Source organism: Curtobacterium sp. LFS084 (assembly GCF_047977705.1).
GTDB lineage: Bacteria > Actinomycetota > Actinomycetes > Actinomycetales > Microbacteriaceae > Curtobacterium.
This window is the reverse complement of sequence record NZ_JBFPFM010000004.1, coordinates 43,103-56,556: the sequence shown is the minus strand read 5'-3', so window position 1 is coordinate 56,556 and position 13,454 is coordinate 43,103. Positions and strand designations below refer to the sequence as shown.

The following is a 13,454-nucleotide window of genomic DNA, read 5'->3' as shown; positions in this document are numbered from 1 at the left end:
AGACGCGCCGCCTCCAGCGAGCTGGTCCTACGTGATCGAGGACCTGCTCGCTCCCGATCGCTCGCAGGAGTGGGCGCGTGCCGCAGCACTCTTCATCGAAGAGCACAGGGAGCGATTCGGTCGTGGCCCGACGTTCAACGAAGTGTTCAATCACCTCCTTCCGGAGGCGGACGGAGTTCCGTCACCGCGCCCGGAAGGCGTCAGCTCGCGGGACCACTACCTCGCTAGGAGCAAGTTTCGGCTCTACGTGATGCGCGAATGGCGCAAGCACGACCTGTTCGCGTGGAGAACAGGAGTGACGCGAAGCCTCAACGCCAAGGGGAGGTTTGCGCGGATGCTGCGTCAGCTTGAGCGAGCGGACACAGAGGGACCGTCAGATGCGCACACGTGTCCGGCGCGATGAGGATGAGGTGCGAAGGCGCGGGGGTTTGCGACGTCGTCGCTCGATCGAGCCGCCATGACGCGTGAGTACACACCCGCGCACGAACCTGTCGCGGGATTGTGCACGTCAAGGGGCCAGCGCGATGCCTGGTACTCCGCGGCAGCAGCGATCCTCGGCCCGAAACTCGTGCACAATCTCGCGACGACACTCAAGTTCTTGAGGGGCGCCCGCGCGGCGGCTCCATCGGGATGCCGAACCGCCAGTGCACCAGCGTGCACGTTCTTTTTCTTCGCACGCAGGCGGCCAAACAATGCAACCCGTTCCGGTACCGGTACAACCGGTACGCGGCCAGCACCCGCGCCTCGCACTGGGGCTGGCGACGCGCGCTGTCGATCTGACTGGATGGAAGCCATGGGGACGAACGACACCACCGGCGCCGGCGCCTCTGCTCAGCGCGAGTACGACCGCCGGCGGGCGAGCGACGAGGCGAAAATCCGCGAGACGTGGGGCGACGGCACCATCGGCACGATCGCCGTCGCGCTCTCGGGCGAGCGACAGAGCACCGTTGCGTGGAAGTCCGGCGCAGCCGGCGAGGCCGAGGTCGGGCGGGCCCTCGACGCGATCGCCAACGAGCACGTCGTCGTGCTCCACGACCGCCGCATTCCCCGGTCCCACGCGAACATCGACCACATCGTCACCACCCGCTCCGGCGTCTGGGTCATCGACGCGAAGCGGTACCGGAACAAGCGGCCCCGCCTGCAGGTCGAAGGCGGGCTCTTCAGGCCCCGCACCGAGAAGCTCGTCATCGGCGGGGATCGCACGAAGCTCGTCGACGGTGTGCTCCGTCAGGTCGCGCTCGTGCAGGACGTCGTCGGTCCGGTCAGCGTGCACGGCGCGCTCTGCTTCGTCGATGCGGATTGGCCGCTCTTCGGCGGCTCGTTCACCGTGCGTGGCATCGACGTCTGCTGGCCGAGGCGGCTCTCGAGGCAGCTCACCGCGCTCGAGGGGGCGGTCGACGCGACCGCGGTCGCAGCTGCGATCGCCGCGCACTTCCCGCCCGCCTGAGTTCTGCGCTGAGCCGGGCCGAGATGGCGACAACGCCGCCGCTATCGTCACTTACCACTGCTAAGTGACAATAGCGAGGCGGAGCACGCGGCTCTGCGCCGCTTGCCGCCCGGTCAGGACGCGCGAGGCACGTTCGCACGCACGTCGTCAGCTTGTGCTTCGTCGAGCTCCCAGCGCTCGTGCTTCGGGTGTTCCGGGTACTTCGCGCGCAGGTACGCCCGCACGACTTGCCCCGGCCGGGACTCGTTCGTGTAACCGAGCTCAGCTGCCAGCTCTCGTGGTGTGTACGTCGTCATGAGCGCGGCCGCTTCGAGTGATCGCTGGTGGGGTTCCGCGGCTTGGTGAGCGACTTCGAGTTCGTCCGGCAGACCTCGCCGACGTCGGAGCCGCAGGCGGGGCACGGGTGCGTCAGGTCCTCGGTGGCGCGCAGATCGCGTTCCATCCCGGCGTAGAACGCGTCCACTGGAACGCTGGACGAGTCGAGGATCGCCTGTTCGACGAGATCACGGTGCTTCACTAGGGCGTCGTAGAACCGCTTCGGGTCGTCTGCCACGCGCATCACGGTCGGGGCGACCTCCCGCAGCGCCTGCTGCAGGTTGGGGAACGGTCGCGGGCCGCCGAAGTCGCCGTTGCCTACGCGGACGCCGTCCCGTCGGGCCTCAGCGATGTGCAGCATCTCGAGGTAGTGCAAGTCGAGAGGCGACTCCGCCGTCGCGACGATTGTCTTGGTCAGCGTGCTGGTGCCATGCGCAGCGATCACCTCCGTCATGAAGGCGCCGCTGCCGAAGTAGCGGTCAATGTGCGCCGAGTCGAGGCGCGTGCTCTGTCCGATGTAGGTCCACGCCTTGTCGGCCGGTTCGGTTCTGAACACGTACCCGATCGTTGTCGCCGGCACCCTTGCCTGATCGCTCATCGTCACCGCTTCTCCGAGGTTGTCGTCATCACCTGGCGGTAGAAGTCGCGAGTCAGTCGTCGTTCGGGAGATACCAGCCGTGCTCGCGGTGGCGCGTTGCTGGCGGGTTGGGGTGCTCTCGTTCGTATGCCTCATTCGACCGCCGCACCATCTCTGCGTCGTACCGCCGCAGCTCGTCGTACCGGTCGTCGCCGGCGATGTGGCGCAGCCGTATCGCCTCGCGCTTCAGTGCCAATTCGTCGTCGCTGTAGGGGCGGAGACTGCCTAGCGCTCTTGCGACGGAGTTCAAGATGCCCATTGTCAGACCTCGGGGACCCCGTGGGCGCGCGCATCCTCGTTCCACTCATCGAGCCGAGCCGAGAGCATGTTGGTTAGCTCACGAGCAGTGGTGGAATGCAGGTAGTGCTTCACACCGTGAACGGTGACCGCGATGCACTCATCGGCCTGAGGGTCGGTTATCGCGACGTCGACGTGGCCGCGAGGCCAGTTCTGTGGCGTCGCTGGCTCGTGTGTCTCGGCCGGCAACGGCGCGGCTGCGCGCTCTGCTTTGAGTCTGGCTCCCTTACCCATGTGTAGATGATGACACCTCTAGTCCCCGGTCGGTAGGGAATCACGGGTGCTGGGATGAGCCGGGAGGGCTGGGGGCGATCCCGGTCCGCTGGTGGCTGTGAGACCGCCAGCGGCGAAGGTATCGGCTGATCTCCTCCTTTCTAGTCGCTCTGACCCAGGGCGCGTCAGGCGCAACAAGCGCAGACCCTGGCACCGTCGGGAAGAAGCGCCGTGGCATATCTAGGAGACGACTACGACGCGACACTGATCTACCACGCCGTCGACTTTCCCCGACGGGGGGCGCTCCTGGTACCGGCATGAGCAGTCGCGCTAGGATGTCACGGCGTCCGAAAGCGCCTGGATCGTTTCCCGCGCGAGGTTCGCCGATTCGTCGGACACCCCCTTCGAAACGCCCACGATGAGGGGGGCCAGCAGGCCGCTGATGATGCGGATCGATTTCTTGAGTTTTCCCTCGTCGGGTTCGGCCAGGGTGGTCTCTGCAAGCGCCTCTCCTGCCGTCGTCCTGAGGTCCGCCTCGTCCTCGGCGGAAAGTTGGAACGCAGCGCTGTTCGTGACGATGGTGGCTAGAAGCTGGGCTACTGTCTCGAGTCCCGGGGCAATCGTTTCAACGCGATGCTGCGTCTGGTGGACGGGGCCGGTGTTGCCCCACGCGAGCTGAGCGCCGTCTCCGTTGACGGTCACCGCCGGGCCGTGCTGGTGGATGACCGTTGGCGGTGCCGTCGCAGGCAGGTGACTTGCCGTTGACGGCTGCACCGGCACCTTGAGCGGGCGCTTGTTGAACTCTCGCTGCAGCTCCTTGGTGAGCTTGTCGAGTTGGCGTTTGTCGATTTTGAAGCCGTTTGCCATGGTGGCTATCCCTTCGTCGAGGTGGAGGCGGGCGCACCGCTGATCGGTGCGCCCGCCATCCGTTACTTGGAGCGCTTCGTTGCTGCCTGCGCCAGTGCGCTGGCCGCGATGCTGCGGGTGCGGGCAGATGACCGGCCGTCGCGAAGTGCTGCCGATGCCTTCTTCGCCACGCTCTTGCTCGTGACGCGGGTCGAGGGCTTTCCCATCTTGATCACCTCCTCCCTGAGGTGTCGTCGTGATGTAGGGCTACGGCGTCCGGAACGAACGACGGCAAGAGTCGCAGAGGACGTTGACTCCGCGGACGTAGGCGGCGATGTTCCGATGGGCGTGCCGGCAGTGCGGGCACGTGATGGTGTAGGTGCGGGTCTTCACCCGAACCGTGATCCGACGGGGCATTGCGGTCTCCTGACCAGCTGACCTCCGCGCCTGCCGTGAGGAGTCACGCGGGTGCGTCACGTCGTCATCGGCGGGCTAAGCTCGTGGGTGATTCTTGGCGGAATCCACGGGCCCCTGTTGCGGAGACCGACCTCGGTCGGACTCTCCGACCAGGGGCCTTGCTCTTCACCGCCAATACTACATCTGGGGTCCGACACTGACCTTGACCACAAGATGAAGTGTTACAGCCATGTAGTTCCCGGCGCGAGTTCTCCACAAGGGGGACAGGTGTTCGTACCCCGGAATCCCGCATATTCACTAGCTGCTGGCCGGACCCATCCACAAGGCCTGTTGCGCATTCCACAGGGTGTGTAGAACTTCAGCGGGCGTGTCGGAGTGGCCTGTGCCCTGAAACTGCACTGGGTTTGCCGGTAGCAAGGCAGCGCTCTCGGGGTGTGGGTCTGACGTCATCAGCTGGCTCAAAGACGGGGAAAGCTGACCGAGGCGGAGCGTTCGGAAGGGGCGCACGGTGCCCCCCCTTCGACACGACGGTGCGACGGGTGTTGAACTCCCTCAGTTCGAGGTCTGCGCGTTGATCCGCCGTCGACAGCGCCTTGAAGCACTCTCTCTATGGGTGCTGTCATGTGCCGTAAGCCGGTCCGCGATCGGCCAGGCGGCGTAGTTCAACCCTCTCGCGCGCCGCGGCGTCGCAGATGCCCCGTCCGATTTGATTCTCACTCGGCTGCGCCATACGGACGCCCCGCCACGGACGAGATCGCCTACTGGCCAACCGTGGATGCCGATCGGCACTGGTCCGAGCAGTCGCACGACGGCCGGCCTGCGCAGCAGCCAACTCTTCGCTCCATGCTCAGCTCCATGTCACTTCAAGAGTCACGATTCACACCGGTAATAGTGCCTGTTATCCGAAACTTCCGGAGCACCCCCTCGGGTGCTCGAAGACCGCGAAATCCCTCCAGAACGCCGGGCCCCGCCGGTAAACTGGACCCGTACGAAACGGAGCCCTCATGCGCCACGTCACCCACCTGCAGGCCGTCACCGGGTCCGGCACCGCGAAGCCGCGCGAGACCGCGCCGGCACGCACCGACGCCGACATCCAGCGCGCCATTACCCGCGCTGACGCAGCCCTCGGCGCCGTCGGCCACCAGGTCACGGACGAAGAAACCCGTGAGCTCGGGCGTCAGGTCGCCGCCGGCACCGTGTCGGGCGACGAGGCAGCGGCTCGCATCATCGAGAAGCTGAGGCTGAAAAGTCGTACGGCCTGACCGCCGATTCCCCAGGACCGGGCTGTTCCCATTCCCGCATAAGGGTATGTTTCGGCATTCCGACAGGCACGCACCATTCACTGCCAGATAACTCAAAGTATCGGCAGGCGAAATCCCGCTGCCGAAACTCGAAAGGCGCGACGACTCCCTACCAGTCAGGTCGTCAACGATTCCCCGGGCTCGACATGTGCAACTCGCCCGAGTGATCAACGGTCGAAAGCTCAAACCGCCGGTCGAGATCGTAGTCCACAGCCGCGGGCGCGAATTCGGGCGTGCTATAGAACTGCCGAAGCAGAAATCCAACGAACACGGCCGGCGTGACGGGCCCATTGACGGGTATGCGGCAATGCCGGTATTGCCCCAGAGTCAAATGCGTGGCTGGGTGAACTGTTCCATCAGCCGCTTCGCGGTCAAAGTCGAACCTCAGAGGCACGGCAACCTGCTGCCTTCCGACAATATCGGCCCACAAATGCTCACCAAGGTAAAGCTCTGGTTCGTTTTGATAATCGAAGAGATGCGGGGACGGCAAGAAAGCAAGTCGATGCTTGCTGAGAGCACCTCCCGACCACTCGTACGAAATCTGCAACAGTGCTTTGTCGAGGAAGACGACATTGAAGATTCGGCTTGCAGCCTGAGTTGCGTACAAGTCCTCGTAGGAGCGAGCGCGGAGCGTCGTGGCGTCAACTGGGTTTGAGGTCGTGACAAAGGTCTTACCGCCGACTGTCTTCATTGACGGCCACTCTTGATCGTCTACAAGACCCGTGCGGACTAGTTCTGTTGTGAGCGCAGAGATCGAACCATGCACGTCAGCCGGCGAAGGCTCAGTCCTTGTCACGGTCTAGCCGGGAAAGTAGACGGGTGATCAGTTCCGGATCCAGATCCTCGGGGAAGATCCGCCCTTCCTCGAGGTCGTCAAGGAACTCCTTAACGGATACCTTTCTCTGCGTAATGGCCTCAGCTTGTTCAGGCGTGACTTCGCGGTGCAGGAGGTTCAACTTCTCCCGCTCAGCCTCAGTGGGATAACGGAAGGCAAGCTTGAAGTCAGCAGCCTTCGCCTTCTCGTACTCGGCAATCAACTCGTCCATACGTGGCCCCACACCTAGAACACGAACCCACCCCTTGCTCCGCGTGATTGCCGTGAAGAGCGCGTTCCGAACCGAGGACAAATTATATACCGCATCCATGCCCTCTTCGGCATTGACAATGTAGACCATGCCGGCCTCATTGCCTTTCGCGCGATAAATACCCGTGACTGTGACCGACTCCTTCTCGCGTGAGAAGAAGACGTCCGCGGACGTGTCCACCCCGGCATGATGATTATCGACCCCTTGCTCCAACAGAGCTGCGCGCAGGGGAGCTAAATTCTTCCTCGCACTGATGCCATTTGGATTAATCACAACGATGTCGTCATGCCGAAGCTCATCACGTTCCAGGTTTGCAACGACATTAGCAGCGACCCAATCATTCTGCTCAGCCGCACTTTGGAAGGACTGGAAGTGAATCAGGTCATCGAGAGGAGAGTGCTTCTCAAGGAACGGCGGACTGGACTCGGCAGTTCGAGCGAGCGCGACGTCGTTATTTTCCTCGAGCGGACCGCGATCAACGTGGTAACCAATGTCTTCCCAAAGGTGGGCGTTCTCGAATAGCTGCACAAGACCCGTCGTTTGACCAGTGGGCGGCTCTCTGTAAATGCCGAAACCGATTGCGTGGGCCGTGACCAGGACTGGACGAGAATTTCGGTAGCACTTCTCAAGTACAATGTCGCGACGCCGGCCGTCTACCGTATCAAATTCGACAACAGCGTCGCCGTTATCCCGGAGTCCGAATATCTCGTCAGGGCCAGGTAGTCCGCGGCCGGTCAGAATCTGCAGCTCGTCATATGCATAGACGAGACGCTTGGGCTCCCGCAGGAGCAAGTAACACATGCGTAGGAAGCTGGGCGGAAGATCCTGCGCCTCATCCACTAAAATCGCGTCGTATGCCGGCGAGAAGTCCTTGGCCTCATCCAGCGCAACATTGCACACCGATTCGAAAGCGCGCGCAGACGTGAAGTTCCGAGCAGCTTGCCCGTAGTTCCAAAAGGTCGCACCGGTCAGGTCGCAAAATTCACTGTAGACGCCGCCCCGTTCTGGATCGCTTCCCGCGCCGCCCCAAGCATTCAAAATGCGGAGGCGAGTCCAGTCAGGGTCCGTCCCGGTTTGATCGATATAGAACGACGAAATTAGGCGCTTGAATTGATCCTTGAGTGACCGCGTATTGAACGTAACCGCGATCCGCCAGTCGGGGAACTGAGCGTGAAGGTACGCGGCCTTCAATGCGAGGACCACCGTCTTCCCGCTGCCCGCAAGACCTCGAATCCGTTGAACACCTTCAGCCGTTTCGACTACAGCCCTTCGCTGTAGGGTATCCAACGTCGCAATGGACTTCTCAAGGTCCTTCAACCGCGCTCCGCGCGAGTCAGGTTGAACAGGCTCGCGCGCCGACTTGATCTTGTTGAGCGACGCCAAATTCTGTATGGCAGATCGAACCTGATCGTAAACCACCGCCTGGTCGACTGCGAGACCAAATTGACGAAGTGCTCTCACGACACCGGTCGTGTTCGCGACGGGATAGTCCTCGTTGAAGTGCTGCTCCACACTTTCATCACTCAGCGCCGGCGCGTATGTCAGCGCGCGCACTTCCGGCACCAATTTGCGTCGACTAACGAGTTCTCGGTGACCGAAAAGCTTAGCGGTGAGAACGCGGATGAGATCGTCCTGTCGCGACTCAATATCGCCGAGGTCGGTACCTTCTACGATGTCGAAGGCGAGCACACCAAAATCAGGAGAGACGAGCAACGCGTCCACGGCGAAGGGCCGCGATTCGCTCACCACGATTGGGAAGCCAGTCGTCATTTCCCCATCAAGGGTCGCGTTCTCGAGGACGCGTCGCAGTTCCCCGGTCGCGACTGGCTTTCCCGTAGCCCCTGCAACGACGTTTATCACAGGCCCAGCCTAGCCCCGCTGCGGAGCTAACCTTCATAGGCGGGCCGAGTCGGATCGAAGCAGGCTCACGCGTGCAGGCTGGGTGACTTGTCGCTGAGTCGGCTCCCGAGGTATCGACGTGCGTTCGGCGTCGCGTGCAAGTGCGCTCGATTGAGTGCCCCTTAGACGAGGGCTCAAGAGGCTGCTAGCCATGATAGGGCTTTCCTGCTGTCCGCAGTGGTGCCGCAGGCGCATTGCGCGCTAGCCGGCATTCCCGTGGATCTCCAAGAAATTCAAACGCAGTATATTGCCGATTAACCGGTCTGGGCAGATTACGGGTCCTCTGTAGGAGTGGTAGCAGCAGACCTTTCGAGTCAAGGTGCCCTACTGCTCGGCACCGTCAAGACGTCGCACCCCGGTTGGCGGGCTCGTTAGCAACTGCGGCAGCACCGGGCTGGCAGTTGCTCGCGATCAGAACAGCTCTAAGCGTTCAGCAGTTGCGGTTGCTCACACCTGCTGCGAGAAGGTCCGTTACCGCTTGGTTACCGGAGGAGCTGACCGGGTGAACCGAAAGAGCCCCAGATCCCCGTCCTGACGGGGATCTGGGGCTCTTTGCGCTGGCGGTACCGGTGGGATTTGAACCCACGGTGGAGTTGCCCCCACACATGTTTTCGAGACATGATCCTTCGGCCGCTCGGACACGGTACCGGGGAAGAGTTTACACGATCCAGGAGGCCCCACGCACCACCGCGCGTCGGCTCCCCCTCCACAGGTGGCCGGTCCCGGACGCCCGTCCACGACCCGGTCGAGACGGATCGCGTCCCGAAGAAGTCCGCGTAACGTCCACCGCATGAGATCTCGCACGCTCATCGCACTGCTGTCGTGGGTCGTCGGTGGCCTCACCGTCCTGGGGGGTGCTGCCTTCGGCGCCCGGGCAGGCGTCCGTGGCCAGCGCGCCGCCGCCCGGCGCGTCGGCGAACTGCTGCCCGTGCACGCCGACTGGTGGCGCGAGCGCCTGCAGCACGAGGGACAGATCACGTACCTGGCGATCGGTGACTCGGCGGCGCAGGGCGTCGGTGCCAGCGAGCCGCACCGCGGGTACGTGGGACTGCTCGCCCGGCGGATCCGACACCGCTCCAGGTCGTCGGTCCGCGTGGTGAACCTCAGTGTGTCCGGCTCGACGACCTGGGGCGCGCGGAAGGACCAGCTGCCGAAGCTCCGCAACTACACGCCGGACATCTGCACCGTGTCGATCGGGGCGAACGACATCGCCGACTTCCATCCCGACAAGTTCGAGCGGAACATCCGCGACATCTACGGCGCGGTCCCGTCGCACGCGATCGTCGCCGAGCTGCCGTGCATGTTCGTGCCCGACCGTGAGCGCAAGGTCGCCGTGGCGAACGAGATCGTGCACCGGGTGGCCGAGGAGTTCGGGCTCACGGTCGCGCCACTGCACACCATCACGAAGCGGGTCGGGCTGCGCCGGACGTTCTTCAACAGCTACGGCGACCTGTTCCACCCGAACGATCGTGGGTACGAGATCTGGGCGAGCGCGTTCGAACCCGCGGTCGACGCGCGGGTCGACGTCGTCGCTGCGATCCGGCACTACCTGTCCGCCCGCGAAGCCGAGGACCTCGGTGCCGGGGCCGGAGCGGTGGCGACCGCCCGGGCCGAGCAGGACACCGAGGGCGCCGAGGCGCTCGACCACGCCGAACGTCCTGGTCGCATCGATCGCCTGCGGCAGCGCATGACCGGATCGGTCACCCTGCCCGATGACGGATCCGAGACGCGCCCCGACGGTCCGGACGACCGCGCGGGTGATGTCGGCGGCACCGCCTAGCCTGGCGATCATGGCGCGCGCTCAGTCCCTCTACCGCTGCACCGAGTGCGGCTGGACCAGCATCAAGTGGGTCGGCCGCTGCGGTGAGTGCCAGTCCTGGGGCACGGTCGAGGACTCCACCGCGGCCACCGCCAGCGTCCGGGGCACCACCTCGGTGGCGGTCACCGGCAACCGCGTGGCACGGCCCATCACCGAATCCCGCGGAACGACGGTCCAGCGCTGGCAGACCGGCATCGGCGAGTTCGACCGTGTCCTCGGCGGCGGAGTGGTCCCGGGTGCGGCGGTCCTGCTGTCCGGCGAGCCCGGCGTCGGCAAGTCCACGCTCCTGCTCGAGGTCGCTTCACGAGCGGCAGCGACCGGCAAGCGCGTGCTCTACGTCAGCGCCGAGGAATCCGTCGACCAGGTCCGGCTCCGAGCCGAGCGCACCGGGGCGATGCACGACGACCTCTACCTGGCGAGCGAGGTCGACCTCGGCGTCATCCTCGGCCAGATCGACCAGGTCAAGCCGGATCTCCTCATCGCCGACTCGGTGCAGACCATCTCGTCGAGCTCGATCGACGGCATCGCCGGTGGTACGTCGCAGGTGCGCGAGGTCGCCTCCACGCTGATCCGCGTCGCGAAGGACCGCGCGCTCCCGGTCCTCATCGTCGGCCATGTGACGAAGGACGGCACGATCGCCGGACCCCGACTGCTCGAACACCTCGTCGACGTCGTCTGCCACTTCGAGGGTGACCGGCAGACCGCGCTCCGGTTCGTCCGCGCGCTCAAGAACCGCTTCGGCCCCACGGACGAGGTCGGCTGCTTCGACATGGCCGGTGACGGCATCCACGAGGTCCCCGACCCCAGCGGCCTGTTCATGTCGAAGAACGGCGCGCCCGTGTCCGGTACGTGCGTGACCGTCGCGCTCGAGGGACGCCGAGCGCTCCCGGTCGAGGTGCAGGCACTCGTCGTCCCGAGCTCGGCGCCCCAGCCGCGCCGGGTCGTCAACGGCGTCGACTCGTCTCGCGTGGCGATGCTGCTCGCGGTGCTCGAACGTCGCGCCGGCCTGAAGCTCTCGGATGCCGACGTCTACGTCTCCACGGTGGGCGGCATGAAGCTCACCGAGCCGGGCGCGGACCTCGCCATCGCACTGGCCCTCGCGAGTGCCGCCCGCGACCGCCCGTACCCGCACACGTTGGCGGCGGTCGGCGAGATCAGCCTCGCGGGCGAGATCCGCCCGACCACCGGCACGAAACAGCGCGCAAGCGAAGCCGCCCGCCTCGGGTTCACGACCGTGCTCGGCGCGGACGCCCAGCACCTCCGCGAAGCACTGCGGGTCGCGTTCTCCCTGGCCGCGAACGAGCGGGAGCGCGAACTCGACCGAGCGTTCTGACCGATCACGGCAGCACCGATCACGGCAGAGCCGGCGGTGCGACACGCCGCCGAACGACGCACACGCAAGCGGGAGTCAGGCTCGGAGCGCCGCCAGCAGGTCCTCGGGCGTCGCCTGCATCGTGTGCGGGCCCGCGATGTCGAAGAAGACGCCCTCGAGCGAGTCCAGGTGCGCGGCGATGAACTCCTCGAGCCGCGGCCCGTCGTAGACCATCACCTGCCGGACCTTCTCGTCCGGCACCATCGCCGTGTACGCGTCCGCCGACGAGAACAGCAGCAGGATGCGCTTGTCCGAGCCTTCACGCCCGAACACCCGCACCTGCATGTCCTTCTTGCCGGTGACGAGCCGGGGGACGATCACGATGTCGTTGCGGAGCGCGAAGGCCACCGCCGCGACGTCCTGCTTCTCGAGCGCCGCCTCGAGCTGTTCGCTCCGGAAACGCTGTTCCTTGTCTGCCATCGAGACCCAGTCCACCAGATTCATGGACGTTCGGCGACTTCGGCTCTTCCCTTGTGGCCACAAGACTGTAGATTGGTACCAACCGCTTCGGCGGGAGTCCATCGTTCTTCCGGTGCACAGCACCTCGAGCGCCATCGGTCACTGGCCTTCCCCGGCCGCCTGGCCCCGAACCCGTTCTACCGGCCCCATGCCCGCAGGACGCATCGATCTGACGACATCCGTCGGTGGATCGGCGGTAGCGAATACCGCATCGCAAGGCAGTCGACTGCAGATGTCGACTGGCAAGAAAGTAAGGAACGCCATCATGGCATCGACCGGCACCGTCAAGTGGTTCAACAACGAAAAGGGCTTCGGCTTCATCGCCCCGGACGACGGCTCCGCTGACGTCTTCGCTCACTTCTCCGCGATCGCTGGCAACGGCTACAAGTCGCTCGAGGAGAACCAGAAGGTGGAGTTCGACATCACCGAGGGTCGCAAGGGCCCGCAGGCGGAGAACATCTCCGTCATCGGCTGATCTCCTCCAGCCCGAACGGGCCCGTCGTCCTCGTGACGACGGGCCCGTTCCCGTTCCACGACCCGAGAGCGCTTCGCAACCGTCGTATCACCGCTGATATGCTGACTCCTCGTGCGGAGCGGATACGTCGTCTACGTCGACGAGAGCGGAGACCACAGTCTCACGCGGATCAACCCGGACTACCCGATGTTCGTCCTGGCGTTCTGCATCTTCCCGGTCGACCTCTACGTGGAGCGCATCGTCCCGCTTGTACAGCGCATCAAGTTCGACTTCTTCAACCACGACATGGTCGTCCTGCACGAGCGCGAGATGCGACAGTCAGCACCGCCGTTCGACATCCTCCTGAACGCTGACGTCCGGACGGCGTTCATGCAGCGGGTCGACGCGGTGTTCGACGAGCGGTTCGGTGTCGTGGCGAGCGCGATCCGGAAACACGAGTTCCGTGCGCGCGTCGGTGCCGACACGAGTCCGTACCACGTCGCCCTCGAGTTCGGACTCGAGCGGGTGTTCCTGCAGCTGCAGAGCAAGGGAGTCGCCCGGAGCGAAACGGTCGTCGTCTTCGAGAGCCGTGGTCGGACGGAAGACCGTGACCTCGAGCGGGAGTTCGATCGGATCCTGTCCACGACGAAGATGCGTGGGATGGCCGAGACCTTCCGTTTCGCGATCGCGAGCAAGCAGGCGAACAGTACCGGGCTGCAGATCGCCGACCTCGTCGCGCGCCCGATCGGCACGCACCTGCTCCACCCAGGGCAGCCGAACCGGGCGTGGGACCGGATCCTCAACCGGATGCCGAAGTCCCCGGCGGGTTCGGAGCTCGGCTGGGGACTCAAGGTCTACCCCTGACAAGCGAAAACCCCCGGAGATCCGGGGGT

At 64.6% G+C, this 13,454-nt stretch carries 16 protein-coding genes and 1 tRNA gene; 7 read left to right on the top strand and 10 right to left on the bottom strand.

Annotated features, from left to right (window positions below; translation table 11 throughout):
* The first annotated feature begins 31 nt into the window (after positions 1-31).
* Both ACNQOV_RS04150 and ACNQOV_RS04145 read left to right on the top strand, forming a co-directional pair.
* The gene (locus ACNQOV_RS04150) at positions 32-403 is read left to right on the top strand and encodes a hypothetical protein (protein ID WP_416393472.1); all 372 of its coding nucleotides are present in this window, start codon (positions 32-34) and stop codon (positions 401-403) included.
* A 390-nt stretch (positions 404-793) separates the two neighbouring features.
* Positions 794-1,447 carry a nuclease-related domain-containing protein gene (locus tag ACNQOV_RS04145; protein WP_416393471.1) on the top strand — a complete coding sequence of 218 codons (654 nt, stop codon included), beginning with the start codon at positions 794-796 and terminating at the stop codon, positions 1,445-1,447.
* 113 nt (positions 1,448-1,560) lie between these two features.
* On the opposite strand, the gene ACNQOV_RS04140 is transcribed toward ACNQOV_RS04145, so the two are convergent.
* The 6 genes from ACNQOV_RS04140 to ACNQOV_RS04115 all read right to left on the bottom strand — a co-directional run bounded on the left by ACNQOV_RS04140 (position 1,561) and on the right by ACNQOV_RS04115 (position 3,982).
* Positions 1,561-1,743 (bottom strand): hypothetical protein, encoded by a 183-nt coding sequence (locus ACNQOV_RS04140; protein WP_139197372.1) that lies wholly within the window; start codon positions 1,741-1,743, stop codon positions 1,561-1,563.
* Positions 1,740-2,360 carry a hypothetical protein gene (locus tag ACNQOV_RS04135; RefSeq protein ID WP_416393470.1) on the bottom strand — a complete coding sequence of 207 codons (621 nt, stop codon included), beginning with the start codon at positions 2,358-2,360 and terminating at the stop codon, positions 1,740-1,742. Before ACNQOV_RS04135 ends, ACNQOV_RS04140 begins: the two co-directional genes overlap by 4 nt.
* Positions 2,361-2,412: 52 nt before the next feature.
* Complete coding sequence (locus ACNQOV_RS04130; protein WP_416393469.1) at positions 2,413-2,649, bottom strand: hypothetical protein; 237 nt, start codon at positions 2,647-2,649, stop codon at positions 2,413-2,415.
* An 11-nt stretch (positions 2,650-2,660) separates the two neighbouring features.
* Positions 2,661-2,930 (bottom strand): hypothetical protein, encoded by a 270-nt coding sequence (locus tag ACNQOV_RS04125; protein WP_416393468.1) that lies wholly within the window; start codon positions 2,928-2,930, stop codon positions 2,661-2,663.
* A gap of 309 nt (positions 2,931-3,239) precedes the next feature.
* The gene (locus tag ACNQOV_RS04120) at positions 3,240-3,776 is read right to left on the bottom strand and encodes a hypothetical protein (RefSeq protein ID WP_416393467.1); all 537 of its coding nucleotides are present in this window, start codon (positions 3,774-3,776) and stop codon (positions 3,240-3,242) included.
* A 62-nt stretch (positions 3,777-3,838) separates the two neighbouring features.
* Entirely contained in the window at positions 3,839-3,982 is a 144-nt protein-coding gene (locus ACNQOV_RS04115) for a hypothetical protein (RefSeq protein WP_171898811.1), read from the bottom strand.
* 1,194 nt (positions 3,983-5,176) lie between these two features.
* Between ACNQOV_RS04115 and ACNQOV_RS04110 the strand changes: the two genes are divergently transcribed.
* Complete coding sequence (locus ACNQOV_RS04110) at positions 5,177-5,434, top strand: hypothetical protein (RefSeq protein ID WP_416393466.1); 258 nt, start codon at positions 5,177-5,179, stop codon at positions 5,432-5,434.
* Between the two features lie 163 nt (positions 5,435-5,597).
* Here the strand turns inward: ACNQOV_RS04110 and ACNQOV_RS04105 are convergent, their stop codons facing one another.
* From ACNQOV_RS04105 to ACNQOV_RS04095, 3 genes are all read right to left on the bottom strand, one after another.
* A complete protein-coding gene (locus ACNQOV_RS04105; protein WP_416393465.1) occupies positions 5,598-6,164 on the bottom strand; it encodes a DUF2290 domain-containing protein in 567 nt (188 codons plus the stop codon).
* Between the two features lie 91 nt (positions 6,165-6,255).
* Positions 6,256-8,418: a DEAD/DEAH box helicase gene (locus ACNQOV_RS04100; protein ID WP_416393464.1), complete on the bottom strand. Its 2,163-nt coding sequence runs from the start codon at positions 8,416-8,418 to the stop codon at positions 6,256-6,258.
* Positions 8,419-9,015: 597 nt separating this feature from the next.
* Positions 9,016-9,105, bottom strand: a tRNA-Ser gene (locus ACNQOV_RS04095).
* A gap of 142 nt (positions 9,106-9,247) precedes the next feature.
* On the opposite strand from ACNQOV_RS04095, the gene ACNQOV_RS04090 reads away from it, so the two are divergent.
* Both ACNQOV_RS04090 and radA read left to right on the top strand, forming a co-directional pair.
* Positions 9,248-10,237, top strand: coding sequence for an SGNH/GDSL hydrolase family protein (locus tag ACNQOV_RS04090; RefSeq protein WP_416393463.1), 990 nt, complete (start codon positions 9,248-9,250; stop codon positions 10,235-10,237).
* A 10-nt stretch (positions 10,238-10,247) separates the two neighbouring features.
* Positions 10,248-11,609 (top strand): DNA repair protein RadA, encoded by a 1,362-nt coding sequence (radA, locus tag ACNQOV_RS04085; protein ID WP_070419292.1) that lies wholly within the window; start codon positions 10,248-10,250, stop codon positions 11,607-11,609.
* A 75-nt stretch (positions 11,610-11,684) separates the two neighbouring features.
* Here the strand turns inward: radA and ACNQOV_RS04080 are convergent, their stop codons facing one another.
* The gene (locus ACNQOV_RS04080; RefSeq protein WP_071296496.1) at positions 11,685-12,068 is read right to left on the bottom strand and encodes an SseB family protein; all 384 of its coding nucleotides are present in this window, start codon (positions 12,066-12,068) and stop codon (positions 11,685-11,687) included.
* Positions 12,069-12,372: 304 nt separating this feature from the next.
* On the opposite strand from ACNQOV_RS04080, the gene ACNQOV_RS04075 reads away from it, so the two are divergent.
* Together ACNQOV_RS04075 and ACNQOV_RS04070 are read left to right on the top strand one after the other, a co-directional pair.
* The gene (locus tag ACNQOV_RS04075; RefSeq protein ID WP_022907629.1) at positions 12,373-12,582 is read left to right on the top strand and encodes a cold-shock protein; all 210 of its coding nucleotides are present in this window, start codon (positions 12,373-12,375) and stop codon (positions 12,580-12,582) included.
* A 111-nt stretch (positions 12,583-12,693) separates the two neighbouring features.
* Positions 12,694-13,425, top strand: a complete 732-nt coding sequence (locus ACNQOV_RS04070; protein ID WP_416393462.1) for a DUF3800 domain-containing protein — start codon at positions 12,694-12,696, stop codon at positions 13,423-13,425.
* The last annotated feature ends 29 nt before the right edge of the window (positions 13,426-13,454 follow it).